Origin of the sequence: Aphanizomenon flos-aquae FACHB-1287, assembly GCF_014698755.1 — a bacterium.
GTDB classification, from domain to species: domain Bacteria; phylum Cyanobacteriota; class Cyanobacteriia; order Cyanobacteriales; family Nostocaceae; genus Dolichospermum; species Dolichospermum flosaquae.
In genome coordinates this window covers 18424-33668 of record NZ_JACJTO010000007.1, presented here as the reverse complement: position 1 = coordinate 33668, position 15245 = coordinate 18424, and the positions used below count along the sequence as shown (strand labels likewise).

At 38.5% G+C, this 15245-nt stretch carries 12 protein-coding genes; 9 read left to right on the top strand and 3 right to left on the bottom strand.

The features are described from left to right. Positions 1–92 precede the first annotated feature (92 nt). From H6G44_RS05095 to H6G44_RS20490, 4 genes are all read left to right on the top strand, one after another. Positions 93–368, top strand: a complete 276-nt coding sequence (locus tag H6G44_RS05095; RefSeq protein WP_190386306.1) for a TM2 domain-containing protein — start codon at positions 93–95, stop codon at positions 366–368. 316 nt (positions 369–684) lie between these two features. Next, positions 685–3126, top strand: a complete 2442-nt coding sequence (locus tag H6G44_RS05090) for a heavy metal translocating P-type ATPase (RefSeq protein WP_190386307.1) — start codon at positions 685–687, stop codon at positions 3124–3126. Positions 3127–3145: 19 nt separating this feature from the next. Continuing rightward, positions 3146–4066: a thylakoid membrane protein ThyD gene (gene thyD, locus H6G44_RS05085; protein ID WP_190386308.1), complete on the top strand. Its 921-nt coding sequence runs from the start codon at positions 3146–3148 to the stop codon at positions 4064–4066. A 226-nt stretch (positions 4067–4292) separates the two neighbouring features. Next, a complete protein-coding gene (locus H6G44_RS20490) occupies positions 4293–4421 on the top strand; it encodes a hypothetical protein (RefSeq protein WP_276513834.1) in 129 nt (42 codons plus the stop codon). Between the two features lie 84 nt (positions 4422–4505). Here the strand turns inward: H6G44_RS20490 and H6G44_RS05080 are convergent, their stop codons facing one another. Next, the gene (locus H6G44_RS05080; RefSeq protein ID WP_190386309.1) at positions 4506–5141 is read right to left on the bottom strand and encodes a peroxiredoxin; all 636 of its coding nucleotides are present in this window, start codon (positions 5139–5141) and stop codon (positions 4506–4508) included. A 239-nt stretch (positions 5142–5380) separates the two neighbouring features. Here H6G44_RS05080 and H6G44_RS05075 point away from each other — a divergent pair, with 239 nt between their 5' ends. The 5 genes from H6G44_RS05075 (at position 5381) to H6G44_RS05055 (ending at position 11738) form a co-directional block, all read left to right on the top strand. Next, positions 5381–6256: a hypothetical protein gene (locus H6G44_RS05075; RefSeq protein WP_190386310.1), complete on the top strand. Its 876-nt coding sequence runs from the start codon at positions 5381–5383 to the stop codon at positions 6254–6256. 556 nt (positions 6257–6812) lie between these two features. Beyond that, on the top strand, positions 6813–8429 hold the full coding sequence (locus tag H6G44_RS05070; protein WP_242046776.1) for a hypothetical protein: 1617 nt from the start codon (positions 6813–6815) through the stop codon (positions 8427–8429). Between the two features lie 241 nt (positions 8430–8670). Then, a complete protein-coding gene (locus tag H6G44_RS05065; protein WP_190386312.1) occupies positions 8671–10230 on the top strand; it encodes a tetratricopeptide repeat protein in 1560 nt (519 codons plus the stop codon). Between the two features lie 109 nt (positions 10231–10339). Beyond that, positions 10340–10810 (top strand): phosphate-starvation-inducible PsiE family protein, encoded by a 471-nt coding sequence (locus H6G44_RS05060; RefSeq protein WP_190386313.1) that lies wholly within the window; start codon positions 10340–10342, stop codon positions 10808–10810. A 13-nt stretch (positions 10811–10823) separates the two neighbouring features. Then, a complete protein-coding gene (locus tag H6G44_RS05055; protein ID WP_190386314.1) occupies positions 10824–11738 on the top strand; it encodes a carbohydrate ABC transporter permease in 915 nt (304 codons plus the stop codon). 66 nt (positions 11739–11804) lie between these two features. Here the strand turns inward: H6G44_RS05055 and H6G44_RS05050 are convergent, their stop codons facing one another. Together H6G44_RS05050 and rimO are read right to left on the bottom strand one after the other, a co-directional pair. Then, on the bottom strand, positions 11805–13364 hold the full coding sequence (locus H6G44_RS05050; protein ID WP_190386315.1) for a DEAD/DEAH box helicase: 1560 nt from the start codon (positions 13362–13364) through the stop codon (positions 11805–11807). Between the two features lie 100 nt (positions 13365–13464). Continuing rightward, positions 13465–14796 carry a 30S ribosomal protein S12 methylthiotransferase RimO gene (rimO, locus tag H6G44_RS05045; RefSeq protein WP_190386316.1) on the bottom strand — a complete coding sequence of 444 codons (1332 nt, stop codon included), beginning with the start codon at positions 14794–14796 and terminating at the stop codon, positions 13465–13467. Positions 14797–15245: the final 449 nt, after the last annotated feature.

Here is a 15245-nt window from a genome sequence, read left to right as displayed (position 1 = left end):
TTGCATTTTATCAGCATTCTATTAGCATTTAAATTATCTAGTATTACCAGTAAAAAATATCAATTACCAATCATCAAGGAATATAGTTAAATATGATTAATTTTAACCCATCTCACACTACAAAGCAACTGTTAGCGGGTTATGCTGGAATTATTTTTGGTGGATTTGGGCTGCATAAATTTATTCTTGGTTATACCTCAGAAGGTTTTATTATGTTAGCAATTTCCTTAATTGGTGGTTCTTTTACCTACGGACTTGCATTAATAGTCGTGCAAATCGTTGGTTTGATTGAAGCCATGATTTACTTAAATAAAACCCAGGAAGAATTTATTAATACATATTTTCTTAACAAACAAGGCTGGTTTTAAAAAGTTTATCAAGTATAATCGATATGCAAACCCTCAAATATAAACAAATCCATCTACTTATCTTACTAATGATGAGTATGGGATACTTTACTGTAGTATCGGAGTGGGAAATTGCTTATTTCTACAAGATCTTAATCTTAATGCTGCCTGTCCAGTTAACTGCTATATACACAGCCAGAACAAAACTATAATTTTGAACACGGGAAAAAACTTAATATTTTTTGACTTGGTTAAAATGACAGGTTTAGCTTAACCTCAAAGTAGAGATGTAATTATCAAGACTCAAAACTAACAAAAGCGAACCTAAAAACTGGCCATGCAACTGACCCCAAAATCTGAAATAGTTCTAGAATCTACTCCTCCCACAAAAATACTTAACTCAGAGAAAATCATTTTAGATGTTGGGGGAATGAAATGTGCAGGATGTGTAAATGCAGTAGAAAAACAGCTTATTAAGCATCCGGGAGTTAAAAATGTTTGTGTCAACCTGGGAACAGAAATTGCAGTCATAGAAGCGGAAACTGGTATTGTAAATCCAGAAGCCCTAGCTCAGGGACTGACAGCCGCAGGATTTCCCAGCCAATTACGGACAGCTAAAAGTGCTGATAATCATCCCCAATTCGGGGTAGAAGCCCGACAGCGTCAAGAAATGCGGACGATAACTAGACAATTAATAATTGCTGGTTTGCTACTGCTCCTATCGGGAATAGGTCATTTTGGTAATATTGGGTCTACCATTTTTCCTTTTTTAAATAATATCTGGTTTCATTGTGGACTGGCTACCATCGCCATTATCATTCCTGGTAGACCAATTTTAGTAGAAGGTTGGCTAGGTTGGCGACGAGGTGCGCCAAATATGAACACCCTCATTGGTTTGGGAACAGTGACAGCCTATACTGCTAGTCTGGTGGCCTTATTATTTCCCCAAATGGGTTGGGAATGCTTTTTTGATGAACCGGTGATGATGTTGGGTTTTATTCTTTTAGGAAGAACCTTAGAAAAACAGACTAGAGGACTCGCAGCTAAAGCATTTCGGCAATTATTAGCGCTCGCACCCCAAACAGCCCGTTTAATTATTAACCCAGAACCAGAAAAATTGATAGCTGGGGCAAATATTATCCAAATTCCCGCAGAACAAGTGCGTGTAGGTGAATGGTTGCAGGTGTTACCAGGGGATAAAGTTCCCGTTGATGGTGAGGTGCGCTTTGGACAAACTACCATAGATGAATCTATGCTGACCGGGGAAGTAGTACCGGTAATCAAGCAACCAGGAGATATTGTTACCGGGGGAACTCTTAACCAGTCAGGAGCTATTGCTATTCAAGCCACCCGCACAGGTGATGATACAACTTTAGCCCAAATCGTGGCCTTGGTGGAAGCCGCCCAAACTCGCAAAGCCCCAGTGCAAAAATTAGCAGATACGGTGGCTGGGTATTTTACCTACGGTGTATTAACAGCCTCCTGCTTAACATTTATATTTTGGTATTTTTTGGGAACTCACTTCTGGCCAGATGTCACCATGTCCGGTGGTATGGAAATGGCTCACAATATGGGACATAATTCCCCACATTTAGCCCCTCATACCCAGTATTCCTCATTATTAATTAGTTTAAAATTAGCGATCGCTGTGATGGTAGTTGCTTGTCCCTGTGCTTTAGGACTGGCTACTCCTACGGCTATTCTCGTAGGAACAGGTATGGGTGCAAAACGGGGACTATTGATCAAAGGTGGTGACGTTTTAGAAAAGGTCCACAAACTCGACACGGTAGTTTTTGATAAAACCGGAACTCTCACCACAGGTAAACCGACGGTGACAGATTGTCTAGTTATTGCTGAATCAACTTCACAATTATCCCTAATTCAACTGGCCGCAGCCGTGGAAAGCGGTACTTATCATCCCCTGGCCACAGCCATTCAACAGGAAGCCAAAGCCAGAGAGTTAATTATCCCCCATGCTGTAGACTTCCACACAGAACCAGGAATGGGCGTATCTGCTGTCGTTGAGGGAAAAAATGTCCTTTTAGGTAACTGGGAATGGTTTAATTACCACCAAATCAATATTCATGAAACAACACAACAACAAGCACATCAATTAGCCACAGAGGGCAAAACTGTAATTGGTGTGGCTGTAGATGGAATTTTAACGGGACTCATTGCTGTTAGTGATACCCTCAGACCAGATGCTAAAACCGCAGTAGATAAATTGCGACAAATGGGTTTGCGTGTTATGCTCCTCAGTGGTGATAGATTGGAAGTAGCCAAAGCGATCGCTAAACAACTAGGAATCACCAACGCTGATATTATGGCAGGTATCCCCCCAGCCCAAAAAGCTGCCACCATTCAACGTCTTCAGTCAGGAAATATCAAATCAGTCGTAGCTATGGTTGGAGACGGCATCAATGACGCTCCAGCCTTATCACAGGCAGATGTCGGCATTGCTTTACATTCTGGTACAGATGTGGCCATGGAAACTGCCGAAATTATTTTAATGCGAAATTCCCTTACCGATGTTGTCCGAGCAATTCAGCTAAGTCGAGCCACTTTCAATACCATCCGTCAAAATTTATTTTGGGCTTTTGCTTATAATACTATAGGTATCCCCCTGGCTGCTGGGGTCTTATTACCTGGTTGGGGTTTTAATCTCGGTCCTGCCAGCGCCGCAGCATTAATGGCTTTTAGTTCTGTCAGTGTTGTGACTAATTCAATTTTATTGAGGAGGTTTGACCCAGCAGTATCGCATATTGATTTAATTAACTAGGTAATCAAGAATAAGCAAGATGAAAATAGCAATTAGTGGTGCAACAGGTTTTGTCGGTAGTCGCTTAGTAGCAAAACTACACGCAGAAGGTCATAGAATTTTGGTATTAACTCGAAATACTACCTTTGCCCAAAAGGTTTTCCCTCCCCAAGCGTTCCCTAACCTAGAAATTATTGCCTATACCCCTATTGTATCCGGTGCTTGGCAAGATACTATCGCAGGTTGTGATGGAGTGGTTAATTTGGCAGGAGAACCCATTGCTGAGGGACGCTGGACTCCAGAACGCAAGCAGGAAATTCTTAACACTCGCAAACTGGGGACACAAAAAATTGTCGAAGCTATTGCTAAAAGTCAACCTCAACCTAGTGTTTTAGTCAATACTTCAGCTATTGGTTACTACGGAACTAGTGAAACTGCTAGTTTTGATGAAGATAGCGCCAACGGTAAGGACTTTTTAGCCCAAGTCTGTCAAGAGTGGGAAGCGGAAGCTAGAAAGGTAAAAGATACCAATGTCCGCTTAGTAATTTTACGCTTTGGTATTATTTTGGGCAATGGTGGCGCTTTAGGAAAAATGATTACTCCTTTTAAACTTTTTGCTGGTGGACCTATTGGCACTGGTCAACAGTGGTTTTCTTGGATTCATTTAGATGATATCGTTAGTTTAATTATCCAAGCTTTAACTAAATCAACTATGGAAGGAGTATATAATGGTACTGCTCCTCAACCAGTCTCGATGAATGATTTAAGTACAACTATGGGTAAGGTCATGAATCGTCCTTCTTGGTTGCCTGTTCCTGGATTTGCTATAGAAGCTATATTAGGAGATGGAGCAAAGGTGGTTTTAGAAGGACAGCAGGTTTTACCAAAACGTACTTTAGAATCTGGTTTTGAGTATCAATATCCGAATTTACAATCCGCACTAACCCAAATTCTTAGCTAATACAGCACTTCCCGGTGTTATGAGGTACATATCCAAGAGTTTCACAATTTTGTACCTCATTAGTGCCATTTTGAAAAGGTTTCTCCGGTTGCAGATTTTCAAATTTTTCGTGAATCTTTTGAAAAATCTTTGGTATATTTTCAATTAAATTATGTTGATTTATTTGGTTTGGATGGTATTAATGATTCAATTTTGTACCTGATAAGAGCGGAAACCGCTATAGATAATGCTGCAACTTTACCCCCAATTATTTTTAGATTGGAGTCTAGGAGAAGATTGGGTAAAAACCTGGGATACTCATTTACCAAGTTGGGAAGAAACACCGGGGAAAGTAAATATTCAGGTAATTTTGTGACTATTAATTTTGGCTTTGGTTTAGTGATCCAGAACAAGCGTTTATCTATGTGTTGAAATCTGAAAACCCTAATGTTATTCTCAATTACTCATTATCAATTACTAATTCACTAATAGCAGCGAAGTAGACTTTAGACTTGACGGGGTCAGGAATCATTGTTTTGTCACCTGGTTGCCAATCAACAGGACAAACTTCGTCGGTATGGGACTGAACATACTGAATTGCTTGTAATGTTCGTAGGGTTTCATCTACACTGCGACCAAAGGCTAAATTATTGATAGTGGCGTGTTGAAGGATGCCATCTTTATCAATGATAAATAAACCGCGTAAAGCTATGCCGGCGGTGGGGTCAAGAACGTTGTAAGCGGCGCTGATTTCTTTTTTGATATCGGAAACTAGGGGATAATTTATGTCACCTACTCCACCAGATTTACGATCTGTTTGAATCCAAGCGAGATGAGAAAATTCACTATCTACAGAAATGCCCAATATCTCTGTATTTAGGTTACTGAATTCCTCATAGCGATCGCTAAATGCCGTAACTTCAGTGGGACAAACAAAGGTAAAATCTAGGGGGTAGAACAATAGCACAACATATCTACCGCGATAATCAGACAATCTAATTGACCTGAACTCTTGATCTACTACGGTGGTTGCTATAAAATCGGGGGATTGTTGACCAATACGCAGGCACCCCTCTGTTCCATAGGTGAGTGTCATTAACCTAATTCTCCTTCGTCTTCATATTTGTATTTATTTTTTAGCTGATGCATACTGGTTAGATATAATTTACCTATCATCACAGGATTAAATTATATCTGTTAAAATCAAAATCAAAATACTGATTTTGCTATCAAACATTAAAGTCATTATATTCACTCATATCTTTTTTTGCTCACAAATTAGATTTGTGATATTCTAATTACGTCATAATATTTACTTAGCCGGAAACCTAAATCATGAGCGAGTTAATAAAAGCCGATCTTCGAGAACGCTTGGGTAACATTGACCAAATCCGTGATGTTCTCATTGGACCGCAGATGAGGGATTATAGTAATCGTCTAGAGCAACTAGAACGCAATTCAATATCACTTCAACAGGAGGTTAGGACTCGCTGTGAAGAGGTGCGTCAAACACTTTTAGCAGAGTTGCAAACTGCTATTGATAGCTGGGAAAAAAAAATTCGTGCCTTGATTTTAAAAGACGAGGAGGAAAAGTTTGATATTCGCCAGCAGATTGATGGTATCAATAAGCGTATTGCTAGTACAACCCAGGATTTACAAGAATCTATCACTACTGAATTAGACGAATTAGCAGAAAATGCTGATAAGCGTTTCAAGGCGATTCAGGCAAAGGATGAAGATGATAAATTTGAAATTCGTCAGCAGATTGACCTGTTGAGTAAGCGAATGATGGGTAACATTGAAGCCATAGATAAAACACTACACCAACAAACCACTACCCTACAAGAAAATCTACAAGAGACTCGCACTAAACTACAAGATGAAATTACGGATCTACGGAATCAGATTCTTGAGGAATTAGAACGCTACTGTTCTATGTTAAATCAAGAAAAGGTTTCCCGAGATGATATGGCAGAACTACTATTTGAGCTAGGATTAAGGCTTAAAGGTAGGGAATTTGTTCCTGAACTCCAACAAGTGGCTAATACAGCACCAGAAACCCAAACATTAGAGCAAACACTCTTAACTCCTCCCTCTGAAACTGTTGATGATTTAGAAGCAAAGATCGTTTTAGATGTTCCTCCCCCCCCGGCTAAATCACAATCCACCATTTCCCGTCGGGGTCGTGCCGGTCGTCTTAAAGGGGTCTAAAATAAACCTTCTGGACTTTATTTTCTCATGTACAAGGATTTTCCAGGTCTGGCTAAATACTAAGGAAAAGGTGACAGAGTTTATCAGCAATTATCAATTTAAAAGGATTTGCCGATGTTTCAGCGATTACCTAGATTATTAAAAATGGTTAATTTATCCGGGCTTGAGGCTTTTCAATCCATCAAATTTTGAATTGATAATTGCTGAGGACATATTAACGCTGAAAAATTACCTCTCCAGCCCTGATAAAGGGTTAAAAACAAACTAGAAAGCCATAGGGAACAGTAAATTGATAAACTGGTCACAGTTAGAGAAGATATGATTAATTCTCCTGTTGAACTTATCTTCTTGGGAAGTTATTATATATGAAAATAAGATGCGTCTCGGCAATGGCACAATAGCCTAGCCCGAAAAATAAAAAATAATTCAGAAGATAAAAATTTTGGGAGTTAACCAATTTTACCTTGAGTATTATTACTCCTCCTTCTCTAAGTAAATGATCCTGTGGGATATTAACTTCAATTACCAATTACCAATTACCAATTACCAATTACCTATGTCTTACGTATCACTTCTCAAAAACATACCAGAAGTATTCAGTCAACCAACGGGAATAGCCGCCATAGCCTCTCTTGGCCTCCACGGTGCTATTGCCTTAATCGTGCCATTAATGCCAGTTAATTCTAGTGTGTCTTCAAAGACTGACTCACCCAAAGCGGTGGGATTGATGGAATTGAGTGCCGTTGATCAAAGCCGATTACCACAACCCCCTCAAACATCACAATTAGCTTTACCGCAACCCCAGCTACCTCTACAGCAACAACTACCAGGTACTAGTTTGGGTAGCCCCTTAACCAACTATTCTCCTTTACAAAGACAATTATCTAATCAGCCAATATTCCCAGCTATTCCTAGCTCGTCAACCAACTATAATGTCTCTTACCTACCTAGCAAATCTATTGAAAGATTGACTCCCAATAGTTCACAGAGGGACATGGGCAGCTTGTCACCCAGAAGTACATATACTCCCTATACCCCCTCACTCAATCAGGGAATCCCACAAACCGAATCTCTAATTGTTAATAGGTTGCCAAAAGTTCAACAAAGTACGGAAATACCTGGAGAGCCACTTAATAATCCATCTGCTGATAAGATTGATATTGGGGGTACAACAGCGGCAGGTATTTCACCTCCACAAACGATGGAATCAGAAAATAATCCGGTTAAAATTCCTCAAGGTGGGGAAAAACTAGCTTTAGTAGATAATTCTAGGGGACAATCATCGGAAATACCCACAAATCAGCTTGAATCGAAAGTTAAAAAAACTGAACAATTGCTGGCTAAACTAAATTCATACAACAATCTTAGACAAAATATTCGCCAAGAATATCCTAATATCAAAGAGAAAGGGGTAATTCATGAAACTATATCTATAGATACACCAGAGATGGAAGGTACAGTTATAGGTAGATTAGTTGTAGATTCAGATGGTAAGGTTTTAGATATTAAGTTCCAAGAAGGCACAGAATCGCCGAAGTTACAATCTAAGGCTCGAGAATTTTTCAGTGCTAATCCTCCCCAAGCTGATAAGCAACAAATTAGTTCTTATCCTTTCCGACTAAAGTTCCAAAATAATCTCAATGCTCCGGGAGTAAGTTCTAAAGGTCAACCTTCTGCAACTCCCAATACTACTCAAAAATTACCAGAATCAGAAATCAAACCTTCTGCAACTCCCAATACTACTCAAAAATTACCAGAATCAGAAATCAAACCTTCTGCAACTCCCAATACTACTCAAAAATTACCAGAATCAGAAATCAAACCTTCTGCAACTCCCAATACTACTCAAAAATTACCAGAATCAGAAATCAAACCTTCTGCAACTCCCAATACTACTCAAAAATTACCAGAATCAGAAATCAAATCTTCTGCAACTCCCAATACTACTCAAAAATTACCAGAATCAGAAATCAAACCTTCTGCAACTCCAAATACTACTCAAAAATTACCAGAATCGAAAATCAAATCTTCTGCTGCTACACCAACTGTAAATAATATTAATTCTGTAACTACACCAACACAAACTAGTGATGCTCGGTCTGTATCCAGTGAATCTAATCAAAAACTGATCCAATTCTTAAATCAAATTAAGAAAGAAGGAAAAAATCCTTAGTATTTAATCTCAGGAAATATGTCATTTTCTGAAGTTATACAGCGGTTTACACTCTTATGAGGTACAAAGTTGAATCATGAAACTCTTGTGGTGCGGGCATCTTGCCCGCTAGATATGTAACTCATAACACCGGGAAGTGCTGTAAGGTATGGCGAGAAAGAATGAAAGCATATTTAATGAATCTTCGATCTTCTATTTGATGATCATGTGTCAGTTGTCAATTACCAAAGAAATATTATAAATGGATTGGATTACCCTCCTGAGTTCGCTACAGTCTGACTTTCTACAAAGGTTCACATCTGGGTATTTACTTCATTGTGAAACAGAAGGTCAACATAGTGAATTAACTATTATTTCTGGTGATAGATTAAAAGCATTACGGGGATTTTGCTGGTTAATGGCGGAAAAATATAAACGCACTTCCCCAGTCCGTGATGTTTTTATTAATAATCTGAAAGGTAAATTAGGTGAGGAAGTTGTTAAAGAAAGGTTAGCTGATTTTATTACTGAAGTAGATTATGAAAAACGCTTTGGTGGTGATGGTAAAAGTGATTTTACTCTCACTGCTAATTCTCTAATTGGCGTTGAGGTTAAATCGCGTCACGGTAGTATTAATAGAGTTAGATGGTCAGTTAGTGCTGAAGAAGTCGAAAAAAATGCGGTAATTGTCTGTATTTTGATTCAAGAAGAAGTCAATGAAGCGCAATCTGCATACCACCTTTTTTTAGCTGGATTTCTTCCCACACAAATGATTAAATTGAAAACTGGAAAAATTTCCTTTGGGATTAATCAATTATTGTATGGTGGTGGATTATTGCCATATTTAGAACAAGTTCAAATTTCCGCAAATTCTCGTAAATCAAACCTATCTCAGAGTCAATTAATTAAAACTCAATCTGCACCTGTTGATTTAACTATTTTTTATTTAGATATCGGTGATGAATATTTTCAAAAAGGGGAGTATGCAGCAGCAATTAATAGTTATAATCAAGCTTTACAGTTTAATAATAGTGATGCTGATATTTATTATAAACTAGGTTTAGTTAATTATCAATTAGGTGAATATGACACAGCAATTATTAATTATAGTCAGGCAATAAATATTAATATTAATCATCCTCAAGCTTACAATCAAATGGGTTTGGCACATTATCAAAAAGGTAATTATCAAATAGCCATAGAAGCTTACACCCAAGCTATTATAATTAATCCCCATTTGGCTATTAATTATAAAAATCGCGCTGAGGTTCGTTCTCGTATTGGTGATAATCAAGGAGCAATCGAAGATTATCACCAGGCTATAAAGCTAAATCCTGATTATGCTACTACGCAAAAAGATAGACAAATATCTCGTTATTTATTAGATGATAAACAGCGATTAAAGCAAATAATTAATCTTGATATTGATGATGCTATTGGTTATAAAAATCGTGGACATGATCGGGCTGAATTAGGAGATTATGAAGGAGCAATTGCTGATTATACTCAAGCAACTCAAATTAATTCTGATGATATTGATGCTTATTATTATCGGGGTAATGCTCACTTTGATTTAGGGCAATATGAAGCAGCAATTACCGATTATACTCAGGTAGTTAAAATTAATTCTCACTATGTTAATGCTTATTATAACCGGGGAAATGCCTTGTTAGAGATTGCAGATAAACAGGCAGCAGTTGAGGATTTTCATAAAGCCGCAGATTTATATTGGCAAGAAGGAAAATTAGCAGAATATAAAGATACAAAAGCGAGAATTATAGAATTAGAAATAGAAGCATCTTTAGATATTTTGAATTTTTAACTACAAGTTGGGTAGTTGGTAATTACTTCTTGTTCTCTGCTGACTTTATTAAAACTGGTTTCATGGTTAATTATTAAAATAGATATATTTATCCTTTTTGGAAAATACCATGCCACAGCGAATAATTATAGAAGTCAATAATTGGTTTAAACGAGATAGAATTGTCCGTAATTTAGAACTTTTCCAGGATATTATTGTTATCTCCCTTTGTGTAAGTCTATTTTGTGTAATGCTGATTCGCTTAGGAGATATGTTTTTATCATTTTTACGTCCATTAGATCTACGGCAAGTAACTTCTGATATTTTGTTTATTTTGATATTAGTAGAACTGTTTCGCTTATTAGTTGATTATCTACAAGAACGGAGTATATCCGTAGGTGCTGCGGTAGAAATTACCATTGTTTCGGCTTTACGAGAGGTAATTTTACGTGGTGTATTAGAAATTTCCCGCGACCAGCTTTTTGGACTTTCTCTATTTTTACTAGTTTTAGCAGGAATTTTTCTGGCTTTACCTTGGATGCCTCGTTTATTAGAACAGGTAAAAAGTGGTAAACATGATACAGTAGAACCAGAATTATAAGGCTATCAAATATATGTCTCAATTAACATCAAAACAATGGATTTTAATTCAACAGAGAATAACACCTTATCTATTTTTATTACCTGCCTTAATTATCTTAATTTTGACAGTTTTTTGGCCAGCGATTCAAGCCTTTTATCTCAGTTTTACCAGTTATGAGAATATAGGAGATCCTCCCCAATGGATTGGTTTTAAAAACTTTCTGCGTTTATCAAAAGACCCTGTTTTTTGGCAAACCTTACAAAACACATTTATTTATCTAATTGGGGTTGTGCCAATTTTAGTATTTTCACCCTTAGTTTTAGCCATTTTAGTCAATCAAAAATTGCGAGGAATGAATTGGTTTAGAACGGCATATTATACCCCAGTGGTAATTTCTATGGTAGTGGCAGGAATAGCCTGGAAATGGTTATACGCAGAAACCGGATTACTGAACCAAATCCTTAAAACCTTGGGAATTTTTCCCGACGGAATCCCCTGGTTAACCAGTCCAAATAAAATATTTGGAATTGTCCCTATTTCCCTTGCGAGTATTATGGCTGTAACTATTTGGAAAGGATTAGGTTACTATATGGTAATTTATTTAGCTGGATTACAAGCTATTTCTGCGGATATCTACGAAGCTGCTGCTATTGATGGTTCAGATAATATTCGCAAACATTGGGATATTACCCTACCATTAATGAAACCTTATTTGTCTTTAGTAGCCGTAATTTCTGCTATTTCTGCTACTAAAGTTTTTGAAGAAGTTTATATCATGACTCAAGGCGGACCACTCAATAGTTCTAAGACAATTGTTTATTATTTGTATGAACAAGCATTCGGTAATTTAGAAATTAGTTATGCTTGTACAATTGGTTTAGTGCTATTTTTGATGATCTTAATTTTATCAATGTTGCGGATTGGTTCAATAGGCAAAGTTGTCTAAAAAACCTCATGGAGCAGTAGTTAGTAGTAAAAGAAAAACAACTAACCACTGACTACTGACACCAGACTATTCTCTACCTGTAGGTAAACCTAACTTGTGATTGCTAGGATTAGGAGAAGACTCATTGTGAGTTATTTTCAACTTGGGTTTAGGACTACCTCCACCGCTACTACGTCTTTCCTCATTGCCCTTACCTTCCTTTGACCAAGAAGAACGACCACCGCGACCACCTCCAGAACTGCGTTCCCGTTCTCCACCATCACCGCGTTTGTTAATTCTTGGTTTGGGAGTTGGGCTTTCCTCAACGGGCAGGTCTACACCTGATAATAACCAAGCGGGACGGGTTTGATCGTAGGCGATTTGTAAAGCAGCCGCAGCGATCGCATGAGCATCATATTCCTCAATCATTTCGCTGATAATAGGCAAGAAGGAAGCTAACCGTTCACCAGTTAAAGCCTCGGCTACTTGTCCCCGTAACTTTTGGATATGTTGGGCTTCAATCTGCGCTTTAGTAGGAATAGATAGAATTTGCCAAGTTTGGCGGTTGTGACGTTCAAAAGCCTGTTGTTTGCGGCGTTCAAAGGATTGGACTAAGGAAATTGCTGTTCCTTCTTTTCCAGCCCGACCAGTCCGACCAATTCGGTGTACATAGGTCTCTACACTATCAGGTAAATCAAAGTTGATCACATGAGAAAGTTGATCAACATCTAAACCTCTAGCTGCAATATCAGTAGCTACTACCCAACGTACTTGACGGTTACGGAAACGGATTAATAGACGTTCCCGCGCTTGTTGGGACAAATCACCATGATATTCATCCACACTATGACCAGCAGATTGCAATTGACTGGTTAATTCTGCGGCTGTGCGTCGGGTACGAACAAAGATTAAAGCCGTTTCTGGATCTTCCATTTCCAAAATTGGTTGTAAAGCTTTAGCTTTTGTCCAATGACGGGGAATTATGTAAGCGACCTGATTGATTTTATTCGGTGCGGCTTTAGGTTGTTCAACGGTGACAGTCACCGGTGAATTCAAAAATTTATTTACCAACATCCGAATTGATGGTGGCATTGTAGCTGAGAATAAGGCTGTTTGGCGTTCTTCTGGGGCTTGAGAAAGAATTCTTTCTACATCGTCAATGAAGCCCATACTTAACATTTCATCAGCTTCATCTAAAACAAACCATCTAACCTGATCTAAGTTCAAGTTACCACGATCCAGTAGATCTATTACCCGTCCTGGTGTACCCACGACGATTTGCGCCCCACGTCTGAGTTGCATAATTTGTCGGTCAATTGATTGACCACCATAAATAGCCGCCGCTTTCAAGTAACTATTACCAATAAATTGGGAAATAGCCGCATGAACTTGAATTGCTAACTCACGAGTTGGGGTTAAAACTATTGCTTGTACAGCTTTTAAATTAGGATCTAGCCTTTCTAAAATTGGTAGAGAAAAAGCTGCGGTTTTACCCGTTCCTGTTTGGGACTGACCAACTACATCTCGACCATTTAATAGTTGAGGAATTGCCTGGGTTTGAATATTTGTAGGTGCAGAAAAACCCATGTTTTCTAACAGTTCAGCCCGTTCTTGGGAAATGCCTAATTCTTGAAATGATAAATTCATTAACGCTCCTAGATTTTATTGTGAATTTTGGACTTGTCAGCCGATACTTATTTGTAAATTAAGTCTTATGCAAGAGTAGATAAGAGATGGGAATGAAACTTCAACTATTGACAACTTGACCATAAAGGTCATAGGCATCGGCACTTGCAATCGCTACTTTAACGATAGTTCCTAGCCTAGCCTCTCCTTTAACATAGACTTGACCATCAATCTCCGGGGAAAACCTCCCAGAACGACCGATTAATTCTCCCCCGGAAGAAATTGAACCCGGATTTTCTTGCTCAATCAGGACATCAACTATTTTGCCGACTTCCTGTTGATTTTTCTGGAAAGAAATTGGCTGTTGTAATTCCATCAGTTGATTACGGCGGTCCGTCATCACTTCTGCGGGAATTTGATTAGGTAGATTGTAGGCAGGAGTTTCTTCTTCTGGTGAGAAGGTAAAAACACCAACATGATCAAATTTATGTCGTTGGGTAAACTCTAATAAATGTTGAAAATGCTCCTGGGTTTCTCCTGGAAAACCAACTATAAATGTGGTTCTGATCACTGCTGATGGTAAGGCAATTTTCAGCCGTTCCATAATTCCATCATTTATTTGTCCTTGCCAAGGACGATTCATAGCCCGGAGAATTTCTGGGTGAGAATGTTGCAAAGGCAAATCCAAATATGGTAAAACATTCGGGGTTTCTTGGATAGCGGTAATCACCTCTGGTGTTAACCCGGTGGGATAGGCGTAGTGCATCCTAATCCAAGGTACATCTACCTTTCCTAAAGCTCGCAGCAACTCGGCTAATTTTGGTTTGCCGTAAATATCTAGTCCGTAATTGGTGGTGATTTGGGAAATGAGAATTATTTCTTTAACACCTTGATTTACCAGTTCTTGGGCTTCGGTAACTATTGATTCAATAGTACGCGATCGCTGGTTTCCTCGCAAATGGGGAATAATACAAAATGCACACCGATAATCACAGCCTTCCGCTACTCGCAGGTAAGCTACGCCTTCTGTTGTTGTCCGATAACGTGGTGTGGTTTCATCGGCAATATAAGTGGGTTCGGCAGTAATTTCTTTAACTCTCTCTCCCTGTTCTACCCGCTCAATGACATCAACGATTTTGTGATAATCGCCCGTCCCTACCACCGCTACGGCTTCTGGCAATTCTTCCAATAATTGTTCTTGAAAGTGCTGTGCCATGCAGCCAGTAATTACGATTTTTTTATTTGCTTCTGCCAGTTCTACTAGGGTTTTTACTGATTCCTGTCGAGCCGCTTCGATAAAACTACAGGTATTAACAATTACGTAATCTGCTAATTCTTCGTTACTATCTACACCATAACCTGCATTTACCAGCAGTCCTAGCATATGTTCTGTATCAATTCGATTTTTCTCGCAGCCCAGGTGAGAAATGGCAATTGTTGGCTTTTCACCCATATTTTCAATAAATCTTCCGTTTTTCCTTGTTAATTAACATTCAAGCATTGGTTTAGGAATAAACACAGGAGACTACAGGTAAATAAATTTACAAGGATTTAGTGTTGTCCTTTACCCTTGATTAATAAATCACTCAGTGAATTACGCTGTAATTCCTACTCAACTACCCGCTACTAATTACTGGACTTAACCTATATAACTAGCAACTTTAACTAGTAAAAGCCAAATTGAGACCTTTATCCATCATGTTGACAGGGGTCATCTGATGATACTCCTACTAATTTGTTTCCCAAGGTCATCTTAAGTGTCTTTGGGTAAGTCTGACACTCATAATATTTTTAACAATTCGCTTAATGGTATTTTGTATTACCCTAGCGTGGGCGTTGTTAATTTACCCATTGGGAAGCCGACCAAGAGGTCTGTTTTGAGAAGCCGCTACCCAACTGGGG